Annotated in this window: 16 protein-coding genes and 2 pseudogenes; 8 read left to right on the top strand and 10 right to left on the bottom strand. The window is 59.0% G+C overall.

Features of this window, described 5'->3' with window-relative positions:
• Positions 1 to 717: 717 nt before the first annotated feature.
• The 4 genes and pseudogenes from X726_RS158065 to X726_RS1000000171585 all read left to right on the top strand — a co-directional run bounded on the left by X726_RS158065 (position 718) and on the right by X726_RS1000000171585 (position 3,864).
• Positions 718 to 1,467 carry a hypothetical protein gene (locus tag X726_RS158065; RefSeq protein ID WP_023669239.1) on the top strand — a complete coding sequence of 250 codons (750 nt, stop codon included), beginning with the start codon at positions 718 to 720 and terminating at the stop codon, positions 1,465 to 1,467.
• Positions 1,468 to 2,847: 1,380 nt separating this feature from the next.
• The gene (locus X726_RS158075) at positions 2,848 to 3,057 is read left to right on the top strand and encodes a hypothetical protein (protein ID WP_023669236.1); all 210 of its coding nucleotides are present in this window, start codon (positions 2,848 to 2,850) and stop codon (positions 3,055 to 3,057) included.
• Between the two features lie 230 nt (positions 3,058 to 3,287).
• Positions 3,288 to 3,605 (top strand): annotated as a pseudogene (locus tag X726_RS1000000171590) (YhjD/YihY/BrkB family envelope integrity protein); the annotation flags it as partial.
• Between the two features lie 73 nt (positions 3,606 to 3,678).
• On the top strand, positions 3,679 to 3,864 hold the full coding sequence (locus X726_RS1000000171585; RefSeq protein ID WP_348626754.1) for a YhjD/YihY/BrkB family envelope integrity protein: 186 nt from the start codon (positions 3,679 to 3,681) through the stop codon (positions 3,862 to 3,864).
• Positions 3,865 to 4,081: 217 nt separating this feature from the next.
• Here the strand turns inward: X726_RS1000000171585 and X726_RS1000000170430 are convergent, their stop codons facing one another.
• The 3 genes from X726_RS1000000170430 to X726_RS158090 form a co-directional block, all read right to left on the bottom strand.
• Complete coding sequence (locus X726_RS1000000170430; RefSeq protein ID WP_023669234.1) at positions 4,082 to 4,249, bottom strand: hypothetical protein; 168 nt, start codon at positions 4,247 to 4,249, stop codon at positions 4,082 to 4,084.
• Between the two features lie 532 nt (positions 4,250 to 4,781).
• Positions 4,782 to 5,099, bottom strand: coding sequence for a YMGG-like glycine zipper-containing protein (locus X726_RS158085; RefSeq protein WP_023669232.1), 318 nt, complete (start codon positions 5,097 to 5,099; stop codon positions 4,782 to 4,784).
• A 199-nt stretch (positions 5,100 to 5,298) separates the two neighbouring features.
• A complete protein-coding gene (locus tag X726_RS158090; protein WP_023669231.1) occupies positions 5,299 to 5,700 on the bottom strand; it encodes a type II toxin-antitoxin system HicB family antitoxin in 402 nt (133 codons plus the stop codon).
• Between the two features lie 152 nt (positions 5,701 to 5,852).
• Between X726_RS158090 and X726_RS158095 the strand changes: the two genes are divergently transcribed.
• A complete protein-coding gene (locus X726_RS158095) occupies positions 5,853 to 7,418 on the top strand; it encodes a recombinase family protein (RefSeq protein ID WP_348626753.1) in 1,566 nt (521 codons plus the stop codon).
• A complete protein-coding gene (locus X726_RS158100) occupies positions 7,412 to 8,254 on the top strand; it encodes a plasmid partitioning protein RepB C-terminal domain-containing protein (RefSeq protein WP_245272093.1) in 843 nt (280 codons plus the stop codon). The genes X726_RS158095 and X726_RS158100 overlap by 7 nt, the downstream gene beginning before the upstream one ends.
• A gap of 202 nt (positions 8,255 to 8,456) precedes the next feature.
• On the opposite strand, the gene X726_RS158105 is transcribed toward X726_RS158100, so the two are convergent.
• From X726_RS158105 to X726_RS1000000171570, 7 genes and pseudogenes are all read right to left on the bottom strand, one after another.
• Positions 8,457 to 9,149 carry an SOS response-associated peptidase gene (locus tag X726_RS158105; protein ID WP_023669228.1) on the bottom strand — a complete coding sequence of 231 codons (693 nt, stop codon included), beginning with the start codon at positions 9,147 to 9,149 and terminating at the stop codon, positions 8,457 to 8,459.
• A 239-nt stretch (positions 9,150 to 9,388) separates the two neighbouring features.
• Positions 9,389 to 10,222 carry a thermonuclease family protein gene (locus tag X726_RS1000000172235; RefSeq protein WP_280940452.1) on the bottom strand — a complete coding sequence of 278 codons (834 nt, stop codon included), beginning with the start codon at positions 10,220 to 10,222 and terminating at the stop codon, positions 9,389 to 9,391.
• A 281-nt stretch (positions 10,223 to 10,503) separates the two neighbouring features.
• Positions 10,504 to 11,835 carry an adenylate cyclase gene (locus tag X726_RS0134895; protein WP_245272092.1) on the bottom strand — a complete coding sequence of 444 codons (1,332 nt, stop codon included), beginning with the start codon at positions 11,833 to 11,835 and terminating at the stop codon, positions 10,504 to 10,506.
• A gap of 352 nt (positions 11,836 to 12,187) precedes the next feature.
• Positions 12,188 to 12,481, bottom strand: coding sequence for a helix-turn-helix transcriptional regulator (locus tag X726_RS1000000168730; protein ID WP_084630682.1), 294 nt, complete (start codon positions 12,479 to 12,481; stop codon positions 12,188 to 12,190).
• 324 nt (positions 12,482 to 12,805) lie between these two features.
• Positions 12,806 to 13,105: a DUF1236 domain-containing protein gene (locus X726_RS158110; RefSeq protein WP_023669226.1), complete on the bottom strand. Its 300-nt coding sequence runs from the start codon at positions 13,103 to 13,105 to the stop codon at positions 12,806 to 12,808.
• Between the two features lie 1,835 nt (positions 13,106 to 14,940).
• Positions 14,941 to 15,201 carry a hypothetical protein gene (locus X726_RS1000000170425; RefSeq protein WP_023669224.1) on the bottom strand — a complete coding sequence of 87 codons (261 nt, stop codon included), beginning with the start codon at positions 15,199 to 15,201 and terminating at the stop codon, positions 14,941 to 14,943.
• A 518-nt stretch (positions 15,202 to 15,719) separates the two neighbouring features.
• Positions 15,720 to 15,806: pseudogene (locus tag X726_RS1000000171570) on the bottom strand (quinol oxidase); the annotation flags it as partial.
• Between the two features lie 489 nt (positions 15,807 to 16,295).
• Here X726_RS1000000171570 and X726_RS158125 point away from each other — a divergent pair.
• Both X726_RS158125 and X726_RS158130 read left to right on the top strand, forming a co-directional pair.
• Positions 16,296 to 21,764, top strand: coding sequence for a trifunctional serine/threonine-protein kinase/ATP-binding protein/sensor histidine kinase (locus tag X726_RS158125; RefSeq protein WP_032995840.1), 5,469 nt, complete (start codon positions 16,296 to 16,298; stop codon positions 21,762 to 21,764).
• 695 nt (positions 21,765 to 22,459) lie between these two features.
• Positions 22,460 to 23,758, top strand: coding sequence for an epoxide hydrolase family protein (locus X726_RS158130; RefSeq protein WP_023669221.1), 1,299 nt, complete (start codon positions 22,460 to 22,462; stop codon positions 23,756 to 23,758).
• The last annotated feature ends 421 nt before the right edge of the window (positions 23,759 to 24,179 follow it).

The following is a 24,179-nucleotide window of genomic DNA, read 5'->3' as shown; positions in this document are numbered from 1 at the left end:
GTGACGTGAACAATCACCAGCCTGCCATGACCGCCCCCTCTCAGCGAATTTGCAGAACTCTCAGCACACTACCTCGCGGGGGGACACCTTGCGGCGGGCGGGCCGCTGGGCCCGACCGGTGAGACTCAGCGCCCGCCGGCAAACAATATCGCACGCCTGCCAATGCCCACGAATCATACAAACGGAGGAAGGAAGATCTAACCAGCTATCGCCATTTCCGATGCGAACGCCTAAGCCTTTTATGAGACCTAAGCGCAGCTTGCAGGCCGCAGCATGGTCCCAATTCGGGACGAATAGTTTGGCACCCATATTGCACCCACATCTTTCGCCGGCTGATCCCCGGTCCTGATCGCGTACTCTGATCAGGTGTAAGGCTCGCCGGGCTCGAGGTAGTTGGGGTCTTCGCCCGGCGAGTTGTCTACCAATGCGCAGTCACAGCCACACGGTGACGCCATACTCCGAAATGCCGCAAGCATTCCGCGGTTGTGCATCGCCCGACCAAGGTCCGATCGGTATGGGACTTCAGTCGCGCAAAGGGCGATACGGTCTGCGACTCCGGATTTTTTGCTAGATTTCAGAGGGTTACAAAGCGCTTCGCAGTCGTCAGTCGCTCATTGCAACAAGCATTTATCTAAAGTTCATTCAGTCGAATTAGGAAACTCTTATAAGCCGCTCTATAACGAATCGGCGAGGTGGCTATTCGACTGAGGAGGTACCATGACATCCCGAAAAACGCTGTTGGCAGCGCTTGCCGCGCTTGCGCTAGTGACCGCTCCTGCTTTCGCTGGCGCGGGTGGAAACGGAGGTGGTCACGGCAATGGTGGTGGTCACGGCAATGGCGGTGGTCACGGCAGTGGCGGTGGTCACGGCAATGGCGGTGGTCACGGCAATAGCGGCAAGTCCGGCAACAGCGGCGGGAAGTCCGGCAACAGCGCTTCGCACGGCAAGTCGGCATCGGCTCACGCCGGAAAGAAGGCCTCGGCCGACGACCAGGTCGCCGTCGACGACATTGAGGTCGCCGCGACGCCTAAGGACAAGAACATTCACGCCAAGCTTGGCCGGCTGAACTCGCTGCAGCGCAACATCAACGCATATATGAACTCCAAGAGCAAGAAATTCGCCGGCATTCAGGCTTATGTGACAGCGTCGGCGGCCGCGAAGAGCGCCCAAGCCGCGGTGGATGCCGCCCAAGCCGAAGTCGACGCGTTGAACGCCAAATTGAACGACCCGAATACTCCGGCCGACCAAGTCCCGACCCAGGAGCAGATTGACGCAGCGCAGGCGGCGCTCGATGCCGCCAATATAGCGGCTACCGATGCTGCTGCCGCCGTCCCATCGCTGGATGACGCGCTCGCCGATATGGCCAACAAGCCGGTAGACGCCGAGGTCACCGAATGGGCCAACGGCGTGCTTGCCGAGAAGATCGACGAGATGGCTGCCAAACAGGCTCCTGAGCCAACACCGTAAGCCGAACGTTCAAGCCGCCGGGTCACACCCCCCCGGCGGCTTTTGGTGGCTCTACGGAACCCCTCAGGGAAAGCGTTACGCAGCGATGAGCCAAGCTCCGTTCACCGGCTTTTTTGTACATAAGCGGAACCTGAAATTTGGGGGCTTGTTGATAGAACGGCAGCGAGTGGGTGTTCGCTGCTGGTCGAGGTCCCGCAAGACTCGGCCGGGCTCGCATCACACCTGCCCCGGTACGGTGCGAGCCCATCGTCGCGCGACCAAGCGAGATCCCATGTGTCGGTCCATATTTGATACTAGGGGACGGCGGTTCATCATCACGATGGTTTATGGCACGTTGTCCGCCATGCCGAGCGCCAGACTCGGTCTTGGCCGTCTGCAGCAAGCGCTGGTCGATAGCGGCGGCCTTGAACGCCGCAAATGCTACGGCCGGACTGCAGCTTCCATCCTTGGCCTCCGCAATTAATCGGCACGCATTTCTATAGGCCGCCGCTTCCTTATTTGGCCACTGCGGGTTGGGACCCAGCCGTAGGGGAATGGCTTCCAAAAATTGTATGGAACCGTGGCGACGACCACACATTTCTACCTAAGCGATCGATTCCTCGGATGTAGCCGTGACGACGGAAACATGCGCCACCTGGAAGAGAGGCTAAGTCGCATGAAAGACCAGTGGAATCCGACCACCAGTTCATCGAAGGCGCCCGCCGTAGCCAGCGCTGGGCGGAGAGAGAACTGGAATCCCTACAATCGACCATCCAAGAGACGCGCCGCATCCTAGAGGCCTCACGGAAGCTCTTGGAAAAGATTGCCGAGCGCGAACACCCTACCCAGCCGTAGGAATGGCCGGTGCAGTTGGGCAGCTTGTGGGGGCTTAACCGCACCGGCCACTGCGGGAAGATATGAGGCCCCCCGCGCTGCTTAAGATATAGGCATATTAGCAACCGAGCAAATTATCTCGCATTGCCATCTTGAAGGCTCAACCGCGAAGCCAACTTAGTTCGAGAGAATGGGCGGATTGGTGAACGCGATGTCGCACCCCGGTAGCAGTGAGCATCTTTGGGCTTTGGACCTTGCCGACCTGCGCAAGCAGTTTGGAAAGTTCGTTCAAGAGCGCGGAACAGCGCCTCTTGAGTGGGACGAGCACACCAAGCTGTTCCATGAAGAACGAAGGGAGCGCTGCCAGGAAACGGACCCTACCGGGCAGTAGGGGAATCACTCAGACCGTCAACGACGAGATGGAAGCCGAGGTCGACGAAGCCGCCGTCGAGCGCCCCCACGAATAGCCATTTTGCCGTACGAATCCGTACGGTCGTTTTGATTGAAGAAAGGGTCTCGGCGGGCCTATAAAGATGGTGTTTACCATTGCCTTTTTGGGAGGATGCGATGGTTGCAACGCCCATAGATATCGCTCAAGCGGCCACTGCGAATACGGCCACCTTGCTGAAGTGGCAGAAGTCCATGGAGGAACGCGCCACATTTCGCCAGAACATGGATCAATCGCGCAGGGCGATTCAAGTTTCACGCGAACTGCTGGAGCGCCTTCGTCAACGTCATCGCGACGACAATAGCGTCGCGGATGCGCAAAAGGATTAGCCGCCAGGGCAGACGGTGAGACAGGTCCGGGAACCTTATTGCCGCAAACCGGTTCGGGCTGCTCGCCTACGCTCAGATCGAGGTCCCCGGCTAGAAGGCCGCTCGCTTCGTAGCCCAGCGATTTGACCGGAAAAAGAGTGCTGGTGCTCGAGAGCATCAACCGCGGCGCATAACCACTGACGTTGCCTGCTCCCCCTGAGGGCGTTAGTAGCCCGCAACCGGAACATCACATGTGCTGGTGCATTGCTAGTGAACGCCAATTCGACTGGGGCGCAAAATGCATCGCGCGATCACAAATGCATGGGCAATGGTGCGAGAAGCCNGCAATCGCTTTTTATGCCACAACATCGTTGGCGCCAATTCTGCTCATCGTGGTTGCAATTGCGGGTCTCGCATTCGGTCACGAGGCAGCCCAAGCGGCATTGTCCGCCCAAATCACAGGGATGATGGGTACAGAAAGCGCAAATATCCTGCAAACCGCATTGAAGAGCGCATCCGAAAAGCCATCCGGCGGCACCTGGGCGGCGGTGATTGGCATCATCACCTTGCTTGTGAGCGCTTCCGGGGTCTTCGGCGAAATACAGCAGTCTTTGAACAAGATCGGAAGAGCGTCGTGTANTTATCGGTTGGTATATAGGCTCCAGCGCGGTCGCGGCCTCATATGGGGCCGCCGGTGGGCTGCTCGTCATCCTGCTGTGGGCTTACTACTCGGCGGAAATTTTTCTTTTCGGTGCGGAAATCACTCGCGCCTATTCCATTCGACACGGCAGCAGGTCCGATCTGGACGCTGTGCTTCACAGTGCTTGACTTGCAACATACGCCACTAACGATGAAATCGACTAGGCGCGCGGCGCGCCGGCTGGCCGCCTTCGCGACGCCACCCGCATCATCACCCGTCGGCGCCGACCGCATCACCGAGCAGGGCACGCGAGCTGGATACGGTCGACGCCATATGATGAGTGCACGGGTCGCTGGTGGGTCAAACCATCGCGGTCACAGTTTGAGTTGGTTGGGAAGACGCGGTTCAGCGGCGACGCGGACGGCGCTTGCGTATCGGCTTTGATCTCGCGCGCCTGCCGTCCGGCGCCTTCTTGGCGGCAGCGGAGCGGTACAGGTTCATGAGGTCAATCAGGAGCCGAATAATGGCAATTGCAGTTGCAGCATCGAGCCAGCCCGCAATGCTGTTGAGCATCGGGATTGTTCTCCAAGCTTACGACGTGAAAGCGGTCGAAGGACCTTGGCGGCAGTGCAATTCTTCGCCTAGGCAGGGACTGTCACCCATTGGTTGTGGCACTCAGTTGCCAGCTACCATGACATGAAAAAGGCCTCGGAAGGAGGCCTTTGGATGGTGTGAGCGAGAATCTCCACCAAACAAATTATCCCACGTTTTGTGCATGCAGCGCAAGCCGTTCGGCTTGGCCAAGGCGCGCTTGGCGCCTTGATGCTTGGCACCGTGACCGTCACCCCTGCTCTTCAGCCGCAGCCGATAGTCGCTGTCGGCAATTTCAGCTGCGGCAATGCGATGTCATTGTTGGCGCCAAGAAATCAGCTCTTCACGTTGCTTCCGCGAAATGGGATCCTTGCAAGCACCAAGCGCAAGCTCATCAGGCAGAGGGTGTAATGGACTTAGCGGGCGTTCTCATATTGTGAAACGCCGAACGGATCCCGGGTCCCTGGAAGGGCGGCAGCAAACGTCAGAGAGCCGCACTTCCAGGGAGGCTGGATCAATAGTCGTTGTTGTAATAGCGATCATCGCAAGGCGCCGTGTAGATCCGGCCGCGGCGGTCCTGGTAACGGCAAAGCTCTTCGCCGCGGCGCTGCGGCGTGGTCGACTGGCCGATGACGGCGCCGAGCAAGGCGCCGCCGGCGGCACCCACGACCGTGCTTTCGGTGTTGCCGCCCAGTGCCTGGCCGGCGAGGGCGCCGACACCGCCGCCAATGAGTGCGCCTGTGGTTGCCCTCTGCTGCTGTTCGGTTTGAGTCGCGCAGCCTGCAAGTGCTGCAGTCATGAGCACGGCGGCAATGGTTTGTCTGATGATCATCTTGGAACTCCTTTGGAGCCCCAAACGCGGATCGGGGCGAATGGTTGCCAGTTGCTGGCGCATTGCGGCCAAACGGCGGCACGCCCGCTCACGAAATGAGACGTGGTTTCTCGGGCCTTGAAGACAATGGTTGCCAAAGCGGAAACGGCCTGCGCGAACAGGTCAATAGCGCATCGGTTTGAATCCGCTTGAGGAGCAGCTACGCTGCCTCGTTGCGCATCGCCTTTTGCGCGGCGGCGATCAGGAATCCAGATCGGCTGCAGCCATGCCGTTCCGCATATTGATCGATGTGGTTGAGGACATCTTCCGGGATGGTGACGTTGACGCGCACGACCTTCTTCGCCTCGGCTTTCAGGGCAACCAGGACGGCGGCCCGGTTGAGATTGTCATTGTTCGACACGACATCTTCCAGGGACGATGGCTCGGGAATGGCTTCGCCATCCTCGACAAGGCCTTCGAGATGGAAGGCCAGGGCCTCTTCGGCCATGGCGCGGGCGTCGTCCAGGCTGGTGCCGGCGGTGACCACGCCCGGAAAATCGGGAAAGGATACGCCGAAGTCGCTGTCCGCTTGCTTGTGGATCAGTCCGATATAGTGACGCACGGGTCGGTTCCCCAAGGAGCGGCTTCGAGGCTCGATCAGACTATCGAGCCATTCGACACAAACTGTCGAGGTATTCCTAATGGGACCGTAGGAAGCTGCCTAGTAGGTTGGGCATGCCCCAGGCAGACATTGCCTGGGCAACGGTCGAGAGTGTGGGGAAAGTGCCAAAGTTAGATGGCGGGAACCAGACTGTGCCTAGAGTTCGCGCCGCGCAGTACGTGCGCATGTCGACGGAACACCAGACCTACTCGATCGACAACCAAGCGGATGCCATTCGCGACTATGCCGACATCATGGCTTACGACATTGTCGCCACTTACGAGGACCTCGGTCGCAGCGGTTTAAACCTTGGAGGGCGCCCCGGTCTTCAGAAGCTGTTGGCCGATGTCGAAAGTGGGCGAGCCGATTTTGAGACGGTTGTGGTCTATGATGTAAGCCGTTGGGGGCGTTTTCAGAACATTGATGAAAGCGCAGCCTACGAATACCGATGCCAGATGGCCGGCGTCCGTATCGAATTTTGCGCCGAGCAATTCGCAAACGACGGCAGCATCGGGTCAGACGTCCTCAAAGCAATCAAACGGAGCATGGCTGCCGAGCAGAGCAGAATGCTCTCGCAAAAAGTCTTCATCGGCCAGGCGAGGTTGATCCGGCTGGGCTTCCGGCAGGGCGGGAAGGCCGCCTTTGGCCTGCGGCGCCTGCTTGTCGATCAACACGGCCGTTCAAAAGGCATCCTTTCATCCCACGAATACAAGAGCCAGCAGACGGATCGAATAGTTCTGGTGCTCGGCCCACCTGACGAGATTGCGACAGTGAAGTGGATCTTCAGTCACTTTGTCAGAACACGCAAGACAGAGCTGGAGATGGCAAGACTGCTCAACAAGCGCGGCGTGCTCAGCGATTTGCGGCGACCATGGACGCGGGAATCCGTCCACTCGGTGCTGACCAACGAAAATTACATTGGCAACAGCGTCTGGAACAAGCATTCGGCCCGGCTGAGAAGCCATCAAGTCCGTAATCCCCCCGAACAGTGGGTGCGGGTGGAAAACGTCCTGGAGCCGATCGTCGACCGCAAACTGTTCGACCGGGCGCAGATCGTGCTCAAGACCATCTATCGCCACATGACCAACGACGAGATGCTGGCTGCTCTTAGGGCACTTCTGGCTCGCCGTGGCGCCTTGTCGTTGGCCATGATCGACGCCGATCCGGGGTGCCCGCCGGCCCAACGCTACCAGTGGCGTTTTGGAACCATTGTCAAAGCCTATGAACTGATCGGATACGAGCCATCCAAAAACTACCGCTTCATCGGCGTGAACCGGCACCTGGAATCAATGAGGCTGCAGATTATCCGGGATCTTGTGGGCGCGATTGATAAGCAGGGCGGGGTTGCTGCCCATGACATGGCGATGGACCTCCTGCGGATAAACGAGGAGATCACGGTGGCGATTACAATGGGCCGATGCAGGGTTTCCGGCTTCGGCTATCCACGCTGGTTTTCCAAGGCCGATAAACGGCCACTACCCGACATTTTCGTCCTGATCCGTATGAATCCCGGCGACCTGACCGTCCGGGATTATTTGATTGCGCCTGCGCATGAGATCGCTGGCAAATCGGAACTGCATGCCATCAATGGGATACCGCTGGACAGCTATATTTTTCCCACGCTCAATCCCATTGTCAGGCTGGCAGAGCGAGAGCCTGTGGGGGGCGTGGCTTGGTAGTCAAGCGCTTACCCAAGGACGCCGCCTACCGTGCGTTGGAAAAGGGTGGCGACAGACATGCGAGCAATATTGTTGCTGGCGCATTAGGGTCCAAGAAGAGGCTTCGTTCACACGAATTTTTGGCGACCTACGATACGGAATGCAAACGCATGCGCGATTTCGTCACGCAAGCGGCTAAGTCTGAACAGAGCCTAGACCGGATAGTAGCGGCGCTCCACCTGATGATGCGCGACAAGCAATTCTGCGCCACGCTGGTGTCCGAGGGCTTCAGGACAATGCCAAGCCTACTGGCACATAGGTTGCGTGGCGCGACCCGCGAGCCGCAAATGTTCTGCTCTCCCGGAAAACCCGCTTCCGAGACAGGCGAGAACCGGAAAGCCGTTAACGGAATTTGCCCTGATGTCCTCGACCTGCTTCGGGACGCGCCGGTGAAAACAAAAATCTTCGGGTTGCTCCAGAAGGTGCTGCCAGCCAGGCAATTGGAGATTGCCCGGCTGATGGTGGCGATGGACCGGGTCAGGATCACCTACGCGAGACTACTCGTCGCTCTGACACCGCAAGCCCTGCTGGTCGAGGGTTTTGATCTCTCAACGATCACCACACAGGCGGAAGACCAGCGCGGCGCGATGGTGCTCGATGTCGGCGCGCTAAGCCTTGCGGTTCTCAGCGCCGCGGAACGTCATGGCCAGGTGGGCCTGGAGCTTGTCGCAGCCAACCGCTTTTTCGACCGGTTGATGGATAATTCCAGAGTGGTGCGGTATCTCGCCCGGACCTTTCCGGGGCATTTTGAAGAGTTTCACAGCTTCTCGATGCCATGCCTCGAACAGGGGCGCTAGATGGTCGGACGTCAACTCCTATACAAACCGATCGCCGTCGCCGGGATGCAAACAACAGAACCAATGTGACTTCTGTCCAGGCCTCGAAAAGCCAAACCCGCCGAGCTTGCCGCAGCCAGAATGCTCGCAAAGCGATTTTCGATCGGCTCTCGGCCGCGCGGAATCGCTGTCATGTCTTCGGCAAGCCGACCCGGTTCGTTGCTCATAGCGGGTTGATCGGCCCAACGAGGCCGGGATGGTCGTTGGGCAACTTGTTGACGGCGCTGGTGTTCACCTCACGCCCAACGCGATTGAACTGCAGCTGACCGTCGATGTCGTGGCTGAGAATGTCCTTGAGGCTGTCCTTGGGCGTCACCGGGTCCAGCCAGGCGTCATAGTAGGCCGGGTCGAGAATGAGAGGCTGCCGATCATGCAACTGCTTCATCGGTTCTGCGGCAGGCTCGGTGATGATGGTGCAGCTGGTTATGTTGAGATTGGAATTGTAAGCCCAAAGCCCGGCGAACGAGAAAGGCGCGTGGCCTGGCTGGTAGATGTGCCAAGGGTCTTTCTTGCCGTCGGCTGGCGATATCGTCCACTCGTAGAAGCCATCGGCAGGGATCAGGCAGCGCTTGGACTTGTAGGCGTCGCGGAAGGCGGGCGCTGTATCGATGCCCTCAATCCTCGCATTGAACATAGCCGCCTTGGGCATTTCCTTTGCCCAGAAAGGGACCAGCCACCAGCGCCCTTCACGGAGCCTGTGGTTGCCATCCTCACCGGCAGTGACGAATGGGACATCCTGAGTCGGCGCGATGTTGTACCGGGGCTCGTCGTTGCGGCCCGTCTCCGCCGGCGCAGTCAGGCGGTAGAGCCGGTGGATTTCCGACCACGACAGATATTTGGTGTAACGTCCGCACATCGCTCTGCCTCAGTTGCGCAGGAGTTCAGGCACGCTGAGCGGGCCAAGGTCGGAATTCTCCTATACTCGTCGCTGCGGCGCCAGACGCCGCGTATCTTGGCGGCGGTGACCGATTGATTGCCTTCGCCAGTAGCCTTGCGGAAGGCTCTGGGCGACCACAGAGTTCCCCTTGGTGTGCGCCGTGGAGGCAAAAAGGGCAAAGTCGACGACGATCATGCCATGTCCCTCTCACTGCGGACTTAGCAAAGGCTCTCGCAAGGAATGCCGTCCTTGTCGCGGTCGAGCTTGCCGCCCCAAGAGCAGTTGGCCAAATACCAGTTCGCCTCGTTGCATGAGCTGATCTGGGGACAGGTTCGCTGTGGCTGACAAGAATAGCTCTGCGCCACCTGCCCATTACGCATGATACCGAGTGGTTGTTTTGCTGACGGCCTGGTGGTGCCGTTCGCATGCTCTGCGCGCCAATCCCATGGCGCCTGAAACGCTCCAGCCCACAGACCGACCTTCGCCGCCTGGGCCTTCGCCTGCTGTCTTGCGTAGGCTCCGTGGCTGTAGCGCGGCCAATCTAGTGCCAAGCCCCGCTCGACAAGCCAGCTCTGGACGTTGCGACCGTCGGCGCGATCGCAATCCCCAACAAGCCGGCCGTACCGGTCTCGGTTAACAAAGCTGCAATGCAACGGACGCGATGCAGCCAGGAACTCGTCCAAGGCTTGGGCAGCATGGCGCCCGCAGGCGTATTCGAAGCCCTTAGCGTCTTCGCAATATTGCTTACTCTCGGGCGCATCGATGCCGTTGAAGCGGATGCGCTGTCCGTGGATCTCGATCGTGTCGCCGTCGATCACAGACGCGACACCGGCGATCGGCGCCGGCTTCGAGCCGAACCAATTCGAGGCATTGATCTCTGGCAAACTTTCGCTGTGCTGGATGGCGGTTTGCGCGACCAGAGCGCCAGCCGCTACCGCAGTCACCAAAATCAGGCGCCGCGGCACATTCGCCCATCGGTGCGCACGGCTATGCTTGGCACCGGTTCGCTTTCGCCAGCGATCAGATCGATTGTCGTATCGGTATTTGTCCACGCCCTCATCCCCGCAGAGAGGATGCGACTGTTTCAACGAAGAGTCCAGAAGACGAGACGCGCGGAATGCTAGCCCCGAAGCCGATGCGTGCCGACGCCCCCCTCGACTTCGATCTCGGTTAAGGGGGTTCGATGACCTGTTGGGGTGCATTCGGCTGTCGGGCCTGACCGGCGCGCGCCGAAGGTGCGTTCACGCGGGAAAACCGGCCTTTCTGAAGCCTGACGTGAAAAGCTCGAGGTCGACTTGGTGGGCGAACGGGAGACGTGAAATTAGCCGGATAGTCAGGTCGTGTTCCTCATCTGTGCTTCCTGAACTTCAGCACGCGCCTTCTGCGTCTCCCCCAAATGAGCGTACGCCGCTGCGAGAAAGACATGAATGAAGAATTGGTCGCCGGCCTTCTGATACGAACCGACGGCCTCCGAGTACCTTCTTAGCAGGAAGAGGGAGCTGCCCTTCACCTCCCAGAACCATATTGGAGGTAACGGGTCGCGCAGCAGCGCAGATTCAAGCACGTTCAGCGCGCTCTCGGCCCGGCCGCCGTAGTTGAGCCAGCTTGCGTAGTCCCCCGCTATGTTCACGTCCAACGGGTTTAATGAGCGCGCTTGCTCGAAATGCACTCCCGCGTCGCTGTGCTGGCGCATGTGCGTAAGCACCAGGCCCATGCTCTGGTGACAGACGCCATCGCTCCTGTCGAGAGCGAGCGCCGTTCGTGCCGAGTCCCAGGCGTTCTGTAGCGTCCGCGGATCGTTGTCGTACCAAAATCTGCCGACGAGCGCCTGCGCGAGGAAGGCGTGGCCTCGAGCGAACGTCGCATCGAGCTCGACACACCGGACGAATAGGGGCTCGGCCATGTCCAGTTCATACCGGTAGAACTGTGCGCGCCCCTGCAGGTAGCAGTCGTATGCATCCCAATCGGCCGGAGGCTTGCGTCTGGTCCTGCTCGTCGAATCGGCCTCCGCCTGGCCTTCGACCATCGAGGCGATGAGAACCGCAACCTCGTCTTGCAATGCGAAGATGTCGTCGAGGGCCCTGTCGTAGCGTTGGGCCCACAGGTGGGTACCGGTGGAAGCGTCAATCAACTGTGTGGTGATCCGAATGCGATCACCGAGCTTTCGTATGCTGCCTTCGACGAGGTAGCGAACTCCGAGTTTGCGATGGACTTCGGCAATGTCCAATGCCGGATAGCGAAACTGAAAAGATGAATTCCGCGCGATGACAAGGAGGGAGCGGAACCTGGCCAGCTCCGTAATTATGTCCTCGGTTATGCCATCGCTGAGATACTGCTGGTCCTGATCGCCGCTCAAATTGGCAAAAGGCAGGACCGCAATCGACGGCTTGCCGGACCCTGGTATCGGTCTGCGGGATGCGCTCGCCACCGGCTCGACAGTCCCGGTGAAGCGGTAGCCGACGCGAGGCACCGTGGCGATCCACTCGCCGCCGTTGTCAGCCGGACCGAGTGCCTTTCTCAGTGTCGCTATTTGGACCGTAAGGTTGCCTTCCTCAACGGCGGTTCCCGGCCAGGACTTACGTCTGATTGCTCCGCGCAAATGGCCGTAGCCGGAAACATTTCTCCTTCTACTTTGTTGCAGTGGCCGTGCCGCTGAGGCGAACATGCACAGTGCCTCTATCAAATGAACTGCGCGACGTACCTATAGAATTCCAATGCCCCTCCTGTTCGAGCCAATGGTGAGAAGGGGATCCTGGCTGAAAACGATTGCCGGTTTCAAATGCGATAGTTGCAGGTCCAGAGTGCGGNATGGTGAGAAGGGGATCCTGGCTGAAAACGATTGCCGGTTTCAAATGCGATAGTTGCAGGTCCAGAGTGCGGCTCGGCTACGAAGAGAAGCTGGCCATATTCGAGCGGCACCTCAGAAAGGTGAGCGCCAGCACAAAGTCAGTGAACAACCGCCCTTGTTAGAGGCCGCTTTAGAGATCGGGTGCAGAGGGTACACGGGCTTTTCCCCTTTATCCTTTTTTCTCCCGGCCGCGCCACCGTCTATTATCGGCGGCTAGGCCGCTATCACCTTCTGAGCGGGTTAACGATGGAGTGCCTTGGACGGTGAAAACGATTCCGGCATCCTCAAACGCTTTGCGGATGGCGGCCATGTTGTGGGGACGCGGTTTCCTGTATCCGTTCTCAAGATCGCTGATCACCATCTCGCTAAGATTGGCCTTGGCGGCAAGTCGCACACGCGGCCAGTTCAGTAGGGCTCGTGCCGCTCTGACTTGATCTGCTGAGAGGAGAGTTCGGCGTTCCATAGCAAGTCGAACATTTAGTATCGCTAAACTGTTCCTCTTGACCCTCTGCGATTTCTAACGGTGTGAGGCCGGCCTGTCGCAAGCCGTCATTGATTGTAGCTGCAACCTTTCGGACGGTTGTTACCTCGGCTCCAACAAGACGTGCTGCCTGCATTCTTGCTTGGAGATCAGCCAAGCGGGCAACCAGGGCTTGCGTCCTCTCGAGTTCAGGGTTCGTCATGTTCATTGTCCAGCTGAGTGGCAATTTGAATTTGTCCGGCTGAGTAGCGTTTGAATGCACACATTCGCCACCCAAGGGTGGCGAGCGTGGGTTCGTTCGAAATCTCAGTCGTAAACTTTCACGATCTTGCGGGTGCCCGGATCGACCAGGACCGTGCGGTTGTCGACCACCACGTAACGGTATTTGACGTTCGGGACCTCGTGGATCTCCACAGTTTCCGGCAGAGCTGTCCCGACGTTCAATTCCACGCCGGGAAGGTTCACCGAAGCCAAGGGCTGCTTCTTGACATACTCACGGATGACCGTGTCCTGTTCCGGCTGGATGATAATGTCGTCAGCGGCGGCGGAGCCGATCCCCGCCAAGAGCAACATGGCTGCGGCGGTGTTCACAAAGTGCATCTTCATATCTTCTCTCCTGCAAGGACCGGCACACGACGATCATCGTCCGCACTGCCCGGCAACCAACTTTGAACCGGGGTAAACGTTCCCGCCTACGCACCTTTGTCTAATCCGAATGGTCTAAAGTCCGACCGTACAACGCAATGGTCTTACCTTTGGACTAGGCGGAACGGATTAGGGCTTCAGGTTGTTGGTTCTCCACAACGGGAGAGAACAAATGGATCAAAGTGTTGGCCAGGCGCTTTGGTTGCTCGCACCGATTTTTGCAACAGCCGTTACCTTTCTGGTAATGGCGGTCGTCCTTAGCTGACATGTCTTGGATCGGCGCAGCCAGGTCCCTTCCTGCGCTGATAGGATTCGCGAGTTGCTTGAGCGGCTGGCGAATCCTCTATTTTAAGTGCGCTAGGCCTGCTCCTTCAGCAGGCGGGGCGCTTCGTTCATCTCATGTAACTTGGGAGGTTTACTATGGATCGGCGATCCTTTTTGACAGCGATATGTGGCGTTGCCGGGGCAGCAGCCTTTGCAAGCGCGGTCCGGCCTATCAACGCATTGGCCGGTGTTCCAGCGGCCAAAAGCGGTATTCTCGAAGAACTCGACGCGCCAGACGCCTTCGACAACGAAGGTACTCACGCGGAAGTGGAGCCGGTCAACCATCGGCGCTACTACGACCAAGATTACGACCCAGACTACGACCCAGATTACTACCACCGGCGCCGCCGCCGCCGGCGGGGCTGGAGAAGAGTCTGCCGTAGTTACTGGCGACACGGGCGCCGTCGGGTCCGGTGCTATCGCCGACGTGGTCCTTCGGTCGTCTTGCGATTTTAGCCAGTTGGCTGTTCTCCCCATGGCCCGTTCCGGCTAACGTGCTGAGAACGGGCCGGTACGATTCCTTTTGGTGACAAACGCAATCCATCTGTCCAAGGGCACTCATCAGCAGGGCCGGTGGGCCTGACGTACAGCTCTTGGGGTGTCGCTGTGCTCTTGGGGTGTCGCTGTGGTGCGCCAGGAGCGGTCTGACGATGCTCTTATGCAGCGAAAGGTTTTCGGAAGCTTGATTCTGGCCGTTAGGCCGCGGGGCCAAGCGCAGCCATCAGGAGCACCCCGCAAACGATGAGCAACGGGCCGGGTAGGCCCGGCGACCTCCTTCTGACACACGGGGACAGACCAAGAAGGGCGCCGAGCCTTACCGGCGCTGCTTTGAGGGAGACGACGCCGGATCAGATGAGAGTATGTGATCATGCTAATCTCTGCGAACCATGCGAATGAAGGGAAGGCGTGTGCGCTTCTTCGTTATCCAGCCACGAACCTTCGCCTTTCGGACATGGCGGTCCGTCGCTCGATGGAAGATGAGATTGAACGCCTGATCTCACTGCTCGACTTCGTAGAGCCCCGACACGGATCTTGAACCGTATCTGTCCGGTGGCATCGAAGTCGTCGGCACCGATGACAGGGAAGGCGACGACGAGCCCGAAGCCGACGATGCCGATTATGATTGCCCTGGGTTCATAGAGGGAGGGCAAGGCCTATAACTTTCCGGTCGAGAATGAGCAGCCCGCTGCCTCACCGTGGCTGGCTTCAGTTTTTGTGTGGCACGATGTAGCGACTGCTCACCGCACCCGCCCCTGTGCCCCGCGTGACGACAATCGTGCTATACCCGGCTGGAACGGAACCTGTAGCGGAGGGATCGATCGAACTGCATCGCCCCACGATCTCCCCGTTGGGAGCGCCCTCGAGCCTCACGGCTAACGCCAACTGGCATCTGTCAAGCGATCCGAACATGGACGGTGATGTGTCGAGTGGCTTGCAGACTCTCTGGGCGGGACTGCAAGAAAGCAAAATCATCACAGCTGCAGTTGCCGGATCCATTCGTGAAGCTCCGTTGTTCGACGAGCCTCAACGCGGAATAACGAGCTTTGTTTCGCAGGTGCTAAAATATGAGTTTTCTGGCCTGGCACGGTGGCGGGCTTTTCATTGTCACAGCTTTCGCCTTTCAAATCGTTCCGATCCGGAACGGCAAAACAGCCATCGCCGAGACACACCGAGGGGATCGCGATGGCCAGAAGGATGCCGCCGGCAATGTTCACCATCAACTTGAAATCCATCGGACCTCTCCCTCTTATATGCCGACACTCGGAAACTCGTGAAATCAACATGGGTGAACAGGTTGCGAACATGCTGCTACGGTTTTTGCAGAGCCAGGAGATGAGACGAGACGGACCAGCACGACAGGGACTAGCTCTCGTCGCAACAAATTGACACACAAGGACTCGACGGAGTTGAAGGGCAAGGGCAGGGACGCCATCAAGCGAATTTCAAAACCGGTGCCTTGGCCGACGGGTAATCGCTGATAACATCAAGGTATGCCCTGAGGTGACGTCACAAGGCAGTGTACTTGGGTGCCGATCGGCGGTCGGGTTGTATGATGCCGGCGTGTTGGCCGGTTTAGAATGGAAGCTTGATTTCGCCGACCGAGAGAGGCCTACCGGCCGCTATCAGCGCCGCAACCGTCTCTCTGTCCTGTTGCCGGCGCTTCACGAGGCCGTTCAGCACCCTGTCGAGAGATATNTATCAGCGCCGCAACCGTCTCTCTGTCCTGTTGCCGGCGCTTCACGAGGCCGTTCAGCACCCTGTCGAGAGATATCGCGCCGGCGCCGGCTATGGCCAGGACGAACATGCCGCCCGCTATGGCGAGATCCTTTTCGAAATGGTGTGATCGGGACCGTGCTGGGGATCCCGGTTCTGGCGGGCTCGTCGGCTATGCCTCGGGCGAGGCTCTGCGGCAGGTTGGCCGCGGCAACTTAGCGCGCCCCTTGCCCGCCGGGGGATCGGGCCGCCGGCCGTCGGCTGCGTCCTGAGCGAAACCCTGGGCCAGCCCCTCCTAGGGTACAGGCGAGGGCGGGCTTCCGCCGTAGCTCTGGTGACTGGCGGGCACTTCGACAGGGCGACAACGGGAACGTACGCCAAGGCATTGACCTTGTTCGCTGTTGCGGTCGCGGCGATCATGGTAGCCTTTCCGCCGAACCTCCAAATGGACCTAAGTCCTGAAAGACTTAAAGCCTGATTACGCCTACTCTTCGCAGAATTTCACGGTTGATCGCTTCGCCAGATTGGCTGAAGCTCCACACGGGATTTGCGAATTTGCGCGGCCGAGTTCACTGTGTGGACAACGGCTCATCCCATAGCAAGAAGAATCGTGATGCCTGAGGGTTCGAAGTACGCGTTAGAGTTGCTTCGAGAAGGCGCGGAGTTCACGCTTTACCGCGGAAGAGAGCATGGCAACCACATGCCGATCTTGGCGGTAACGGTAGCTGGTGAGCAGCCGTCGATTCAGAATCTCCGGCGGCTCGAACACGAATACTCGTTGGCGAGCGAACTCGATTCAGCGTGGGCGGCTCTGCCCCTCGGAATGATTCGTCTTCAAGGCCGAATGCTCCTCATTCTTGAGGACCCAGGTGGTAAACCCCTGGATCAGACAGTTGAGCAGCACAAGGGGCACCCGATCGACCTGGTCCGCTGCCTGCATGTAGCCATCGGCCTGGCAGCCGCGCTTGGTCAAGTCCACCGGCAAGGCCTCATCCATAGGGACATTAGGCCGGCGAACGCACTTGTGGACGACTTTGGTCGCGTGTGGCTCACCGGTTTTGGGGTCGCGTCGCGGGTCCCCCGCCAGCGTCAGGCGCCCGAGGCGCCCGAATTTATCGCTGGATCACTCCCATATATGGCTCCCGAACAGACCGGGCGGATGAACCGTTCTATCGATTCTCGGAGTGATCTCTATTCTCTGGGTGTCACGCTGTACGAAGTCTTGACCAGCCGGCTCCCGTTCACCGCTTCAGATCCGATGGAGTGGGTTCATTGCCACATTGCGAGGCGCGCCGACTCGCCCAGTGAGAGGATAAGCCAAATTCCACAGGTGCTTTCGTCAATCGTGATGAAGCTTCTCCTGAAGACCGCAGAGGAACGCTATCAGACCGCCGGGGGTGTCGAGGCTGACCTGCGTCGCTGTTTGATGGAATGGCAGCTGCATGGTCGCATCGAACCATTCTCGCTCGCCGCGCACGACATGTCGGACCAGTTGATGATCCCGGAGCAGCTCTATGGGCGGGAACGTGAAATCAATTCCTTGATCGCGTCCTTTGATCGGGTCGTGGCCGAAGGAGTCTCGGAACTCGTCCTGATATCGGGCTATTCCGGCGTCGGCAAATCCTCCGTGGTGAGCGAATTGCATAAGGTCCTTGTCCCGTCGCGCGGACTTTTCGCAGCAGGCAAGTTCGACCAGTTCAAGCGCGACATCCCATACTCGACCCTCGCACAGGCCTTCCAGAATCTGGTCCGGCAGATTCTCGTCAAAAGCGAATCGGAAGTGGACCAATGGCGGCGTGCCTTGGCTGAGGCGGTTGGATCGTACGGACAGCTGATCGTCAACCTCGTTCCCGAAGTCGAGTTCCTCATCGGCAAACAACCGGCCGTTTCCGACCTGCCACCCCAAGAAGCGCAGAATCGATTTAAGGTGGTGTTCCGCCGCTTCCTTTGCGTGTTCGCCAAGCCGGATCATCCGCTCGTCTTGTTCCTCGATGATCTGCAATGGCTGGATACGGCCACGCTCGACCTCATCGAGCATTTGATCACGCATTCGGAAGTGCGCCACCTTCTACTGGTTGGCGCCTATCGGGATGACGAGGTCGGTCCCGCACACCTTCTTTTGCGAACACTGGTTGCAATCAAAAAAACAGATGCGAGGGTGGGTGAGATAATCTTGGCTCCCCTCGGTCTAAAAGACGTCGATCAGCTTATCGCGAGTGCGATGCAGTGTGACATCGAGCGGGCACGGCCGTTGTCGCAGCTCGTTCAGGAAAAGACTGGCGGAAATCCATTCTTTGCAATCCAATTCATGGCCGAGTTGGCTGATGAGGGTCTGCTGATGTTTGACCCCGTCGCGCAAGCTTGGCGTTGGGAACTCGATCGCATCCACGCAAAGGGTTATACTGACAACGTGGTGGATCTCATGGTGGAAAAGCTGAAGCGTCTTTCTCCGCCTACCCTGGAAGTGCTGAAACAACTCGCTTGTTTAGGCCACGTCGCCGACACCGCCACCCTGACTCTGGTACAGAATGGACCAGAGGAAGCAATGCACGCGACACTCCGGGAGGCTGTCTATACTGGTCTTATCGATCAGCTGGATGGCGCGTACAGGTTCCTGCATGATCGAATTCAACAGGCGGTTTATTCGCTCATTCCCGACGAGCACCGCGTTGACACCCACCTACTCATCGGCCGCAAGCTGCTGGCGAACATGTCGGGTGATCAACTCGCCGACCATCTGTTCAATGTCGTTGCTCAGCTCAATCGGGGCGCTGCAGTGCTGACCGACTCGCGGGAGAAAGCCCAACTGGCGACACTCAACCTGCGCGCCGGGAGAAAGGCCAAAGCGTCGGCTGCCTATGCGTCTGCGGGCGTGTATCTTGCAGCCGGACTGGCCATGCTTGACGAAAAAAGCTGGGACAGCCTGTACGAGCTGACGTTCAGCCTCTGGCTCGAACGTGCGGAGTGCAATTTTTTGATCGGCGATTTCGAAGAAGCCGAGCAATTGTTAGTAGAATTTTCGCAACGCGCGGCGTCGAAAGTCGATCTTGCGATCACCTACCGTCTGAAAGTCCTTCTCCACACTCTGAAATCGGAAAACGCCCAAGCAGTCGAGAGCGCACTCTCGTGTTTGCGGCTGTTCGGCATTGACGTCGCGGCGCACCCAACCCCGGCGCAGGTCCAGGCCGAATACGAGATGGTCTGGCAGACCCTCGGCGGACGCCCGATCGAAAGCTTGCTTGATCTGCCACTGATGACGGATCCAGAAATGCTGGCCGCGATGGACGTGCTCTCAGTGCTCCTCTCCCCAGCTAACCATACTGACTTCCATTTGTGGTGTTTACTCGCGTGCCGGATAGCGAAGGTGACCATGGAGCACGGCACAAGCGGCGCATCTGCCCATGGCTTTGCGGATCTCGGTCAAATCCTTGGACCAGTATTTCGCCGTTACAGCGAGGGTTATCGATTCGCGGAGCTCGCCTGCCACATCGTTGATAGACACAACTTCGCGGCGTACCGTGGAAAGGCCTACCACGCGAAAGGTGTAGTCGCCGTCTGGACGCAACCGATCTCAACCTCGATAGATTTTCTGCGAACGGCCTTTCGCATAGCGACCGACACCGGTGACCTGACCGTCGCCTGCTACTGCATGGACAAGTCCGTCACCAATTCTCTGATGCGGAACGATCCGCTCGACGCGGTGTGGCGTGAGTCGGAAATGGCCCTGGACTTTGTCCGGAAAGCTCGGTTCCACGACGTCGCTACCGTTATCGTGGCCCAGCAACGCTTCATTGCTACCATGCAGGGCCGTACCTTCACCTTCTCCACCTTCAGTGATGCGCAGTTTGACGAAGCGGACTTCGAAACGCAGATCGCGGCTGACGCAACGGCGACCGCGGCGTGCCTATACTGGGTCCTCAAGTTACAATCCCGGTTTCTGTCGGGCGACTGCGTCGAGGCGCTAGCGTCAGCCGAGCGGGCGAAAGAACTGCTTTGGGCCGCACCCGTTCATTTCCAGCGGCTCGACTACTTCTATTACAGCGCGCTGGCGATGGCATCATTGTATGAGAACGCTTCCGCCGGCGAGAAGCGAACATGGGATGATCTCCTGGCGGTGCATCTGGAGCAACTGAGAGAGTGGGCCGAAATATACCCACCAACGTTCGGTGACAGGCATGCACTGCTGGCTGCGGAGATCGCCCGTATTGAAGGACGGGACGCCGCGGCCATGCACCTTTACGAGCGGGCTATTTCCTCGGCGCGCGACCAAGGTTTCGTACAGAACGAGGGGCTGGCCTATGAGTTGGCGGCCGGGTTTTACAACGCGCGCGGCTCCGAGACATCCGCCAATGCCCATCTGCACAAGGCCCGGCGTTGTTATCTCCGCTGGGGCGCCCACGGCAAGACGGCGCAGCTCGATCGGCTTTATCCACACCTGGCCGCCCCAGAAGGACAACATGATGCCGCAATCGTTGGCTCGCCGGTTCAACATCTGGATGCTGCGAGTGTCGTAATAGCCTCTCAGGCTTTGTCCAGTGAGATCGAGTTGCCCCGTTTGATCGAGCGGCTGATGAAGACCTTAATCGAGAATGCAGGCGCGGATCGCGGCCTGTTGATTCTGCCATCAGGGGATGAATATCTGATCCAAGCGGAGGCGCGAGCGAGCGCAGATCAGATCGACGTCATGATGCGTCAAGAACCGATCACACCGATCACCTGTCCAGAATCGCTCGTCCGATACGTCATCCGTACACGCGAAAGCGTGATTCTCGATGATGCCTCCAAACCCAACCTGTTCTCCGTTGATGACTATCTGCGTAAACGACAATCGAAGTCTATCCTCTGCGTGCCGCTCATCAAACAAGGAGAGTTGACCGGAATTCTTCTCCTTGAAAATGCGCTGACTTCACACGCGTTCACACCGGCACGAATTACTGTGTTGGAAATGCTGGCGGCGCAAGCGGCGATCTCGCTCGAGAACACACGCCTCTATAGCGATCTCCAAGAACGGGAGGCGAAGGTTCGACGCCTTGTCGACTCCAATATAATTGGGATATGCATCTTTGATCTTGACGGCCCCATCCTGGAGGCCAACGAGGCCTTTCTTCAGCTCGTGGGATATAACCGCGAAGTTGTTATTTCGGGCAGCCTGAGCTGGAGCTCCTTGACTCCGGCCGAATGGAGGGGAGCAGACGAACGAGCCTTGGCGGATATGGCTTCTACTGGCACCTGCAGACCTTACGAAAAGGACCTTGTTCGGAAAGACAACAGCCTCGTGCCCGTGCTTGTGGGTGGGGCGACCTTCGACGAACTCCGACATCAGGGCGTGGCCTTCGTTTTGGACCTGACGGAGCGAAAACGCGCCGAGGCAGAGGTGGTGCACGCCAACCGCGTGGCAACGATGGGCCAACTCGCCGCGTCCATCGTCCACGAAGTCAATCAACCTATTGCTGCTACGCTTATGAATGCTGGAACCGCGATGCGCTTGCTCGACCGTCAGCCGCCAAATTTGGAAGGGGCCAAGTACGCGATCGACCGGATTATCAGGGACGGAAAGCGAACCGCTGATATTGTGAGCCGGATTCGTGACTTCTCCAGGAATGCGCCGGCACGAAAGGAAGACTTGGATGTCAACGAAGCAATTTTGGAAATTGCGGCCCTAGCCCGCATCCCAATGTCAGAGAGAGGGGTCTTGCAGAAGATGCAACTGGCAGAGGGCCTGCCGCACATTTTGGGGGACAGAGTCCAATTGCAGCAAGTGATCCTGAACTTGATCATGAACGCCATCGAAGCGATGAGCGAGGTTGGGCAGGGACTGCGCGAATTGTCGATCAGGACCAGCAAGGCTGAGCCAGACGGAGTGCTGGTCGCGGTAAGCGATACGGGTCCGGGTCTGTCTCAGGCCAATCCCGATAGCATCTTCGAGGCGTTCTACACGACCAAGTCCAGCGGTTTAGGGATGGGATTGCCGATCTGCCGCTCGATCGTGGAAGCGCATGGCGGCCGTCTCTGGGCAACGCCTAACAAACCTCGTGGCGCCGTGTTTTGCGTGATGCTGCCAATCGGAAAAGAATCGGCTTAGAACCCATCTGCGGCTAGGGCCGCTAAAGGCGAACGCAACTGGTTGGGCCGCCGAAACTACCGAAATCAGCGGCGTGCTAGTTGGAATTCGCGCCAGCTGTAACGCTCTGACTACGGCCAGCGACCTCACGATTCCAGAAAAGCCCTTTCCTCAAACCGATGACAGGTTGCCGGGGCGATGACGACAGTGCGTAAGCACAGCTCCAGTTGCAGATAGAGGCCATACGTTTTCATTGGAGGCCGGGGGCTACCCGTACGGCAACCGTGCCGCCGCATATATTCCGTGCCTATGCCAGCGCGCCAGCTCGATGGCGCAATGGCTCGGCTCTACAATCCGTGACAGAAGCTGACAGAACCAGCATTCAGGTGACCACTCGGCCATGCGAGCGCACAACGTTTGGCCTCGCGCGCCGCCAGACACGCATCCATTGGACCCCAGGTATCGCCGATACATTTGTACCGACGAGGACGGCGTGGATGCGCCCGCCCTTGGCGCTGTCGTGCCGCAAGCGCCTCAGGCATCAGTCCAGAGGTCACGTGGCGGAGCCTCGGGGTGCGGTGAGATGCGCTTGACGCGGGAGCATACCAAGGTATCGGCGATACCAACGTCCAATAGAGCCGACCGGCACTTACTGGCCTCATGGGTTGATGCTGGCTCGACGCGAGCAGCTTTCGCCAAATTATGAGGAGGTACAGATGTCACCATTATCTTCAATGTCCACGCGCCGGGAAGTTCTCGTAGCATCCGCCGCAGGGGCTATTGCAATGATTGCCTCGGCGGGTGTCGCCGGGACGATTTCGACGAGTGGCGGATCTGCCGCCATCCGCCCGTTCCGTATCCATGTTGCGGACGCCGATCTCGTCGACCTCAAGCGGCGTCTCAAAGCCACGCGTTGGCCCGAGCGCGAGACGGTGAACGACACCACCCAAGGCGTTCGGCTCGCGACGATGCAGGCGCTTACGCATTATTGGGAGACCGAATACGACTGGCGCAAATGCGAGGCCTATCTGAACGGGCTGCCGCAATTCGTTACCGAAATCGACGGGCTGGACATCCACTTCATCCACGTCCGCTCCAAGCATACCAACGCATTGCCGATCATCGTTACCCATGGGTGGCCCGGCTCGATCATCGAGCAGCTGAAGATCATCGGCCCCCTGACCGATCCGACGGCCCACGGGGGCAGCGCCGCCGACGCCTTCGACGTGGTCATCCCTTCGCTGCCGGGTCACGGCTTCTCGGGGAAGCCGACGGCGGCGGGCTGGGACCCAATCCGGGTCGCGCGAGCCTGGGGCCAACTAATGACGCGCCTAGGGTACACGCGATATGTGGCGCAGGGCGGCGATTGGGGAAATGCCGTCACCGAGCAGATGGCCTTGCAGACGCCGCCGGGTCTTGTCGGCATCCACACGAATATGCCGGCCACCTTGCCCGATGAAGTATCGAGTGCGCTTGCTGCGGGTGGCCTCGCGCCGTCGGGGTTATCGGCCGACGAACGCTATGCCTGGGATCAGCTTGACTTCTTTTGGAAGCATGGGCTGGCCTACGCCCAAGAGATGGCGAACCGGCCACAGACGCTGTACGCGCTGGCCGATTCACCTATCGGGCTGGCAGCCTGGATGCTCGACCACGATGCACGCAGCTATGACCTGATTGCCCGCGTCTTCGACGGAAAGTCCGAGGGTCTGTCCAAGGAAGACGTCGTCGACAACATCGCACTCTACTGGCTGACCAACACCGCGGTCTCATCGGCGCGCCTTTACTGGGAAAGCAAGCTCGCCTTCTTCGCGCCGAAAGGCGTACCCCTGCCCACCGCCGTGAGTGCGTTTCCAGACGAGATCTACACGGCGCCGCGGAGCTGGACCGAGAAGGCGTATCCCAAGCTGATCTACTACAACCGTCTCCCGAAGGGAGGTCATTTCGCGGCCTGGGAACAGCCGCAGGTTTTCGCCAGCGAGCTTCGGGCCGCGTTCGGGTCGTTGCGTAGCGCCTGACCAGTGCGCCGCTGCAGACCTGCCTCGGGCCCAGGTAAGGGAGATGTGCGCGGCGGCCCGCCGTCCTGTAGGCGGGGCGGCGGCCTCTGCTTCATGACGTCATCGTCGATGAATCGTCATCGGCGGATGGTTGGTCAACGGCGCTGTCCTCTAAAGGTGTGACTGGGTAGCCGGGTTTTGCGTATGCAGCGGTTTCATGCGGATTTGTTCCCGATGTAAGGAATGGCAAATGAGATGCTCGCTCCCCCATTGTGCACTGTCGCGATCGAGAACTCTGCGTCGCCAACGTCGATACGTCCGACAGCCGGTCACTGTATAACAAGCCTTCGGGCGCCCGGACGACGCCAGTGCCAAATCTCGCCTGGCCGAAGGGTCCTTCCAGCGAATGTGCGAGGCTAAGCGCTGTGAGATTGAGAAGATC

The organism is Mesorhizobium sp. LSJC285A00 (genome assembly GCF_000503155.1).
Lineage (GTDB): Bacteria > Pseudomonadota > Alphaproteobacteria > Rhizobiales > Rhizobiaceae > Mesorhizobium.
The sequence above is the reverse complement of the archived record's forward strand: the minus strand, read 5'-3'. Positions and strand labels throughout refer to the sequence as shown.

Bases quoted from the DNA above. Each gene is read 5' to 3' on its own strand.
- X726_RS158065 (WP_023669239.1), top strand. From the start codon at position 718: ATGACATCCCGAAAAACGCTGTTGGCAGCGCTTGCCGCGCTTGCGCTA.
- X726_RS158075 (WP_023669236.1), top strand. From the start codon at position 2,848: ATGGTTGCAACGCCCATAGATATCGCTCAAGCGGCCACTGCGAATACG.
- X726_RS1000000170430 (WP_023669234.1), bottom strand. From the start codon at position 4,249: ATGCTCAACAGCATTGCGGGCTGGCTCGATGCTGCAACTGCAATTGCC.
- X726_RS158085 (WP_023669232.1), bottom strand. From the start codon at position 5,099: ATGATCATCAGACAAACCATTGCCGCCGTGCTCATGACTGCAGCACTT.
- X726_RS158105 (WP_023669228.1), bottom strand. From the start codon at position 9,149: ATGTGCGGACGTTACACCAAATATCTGTCGTGGTCGGAAATCCACCGG.
- X726_RS0134895 (WP_245272092.1), bottom strand. From the start codon at position 11,835: ATGTTCGCCTCAGCGGCACGGCCACTGCAACAAAGTAGAAGGAGAAAT.
- X726_RS1000000168730 (WP_084630682.1), bottom strand. From the start codon at position 12,481: ATGGAACGCCGAACTCTCCTCTCAGCAGATCAAGTCAGAGCGGCACGA.
- X726_RS158110 (WP_023669226.1), bottom strand. From the start codon at position 13,105: ATGAAGATGCACTTTGTGAACACCGCCGCAGCCATGTTGCTCTTGGCG.
- X726_RS1000000170425 (WP_023669224.1), bottom strand. From the start codon at position 15,201: ATGGATTTCAAGTTGATGGTGAACATTGCCGGCGGCATCCTTCTGGCC.
- X726_RS158125 (WP_032995840.1), top strand. From the start codon at position 16,296: ATGCCTGAGGGTTCGAAGTACGCGTTAGAGTTGCTTCGAGAAGGCGCG.
- X726_RS158130 (WP_023669221.1), top strand. From the start codon at position 22,460: ATGTCACCATTATCTTCAATGTCCACGCGCCGGGAAGTTCTCGTAGCA.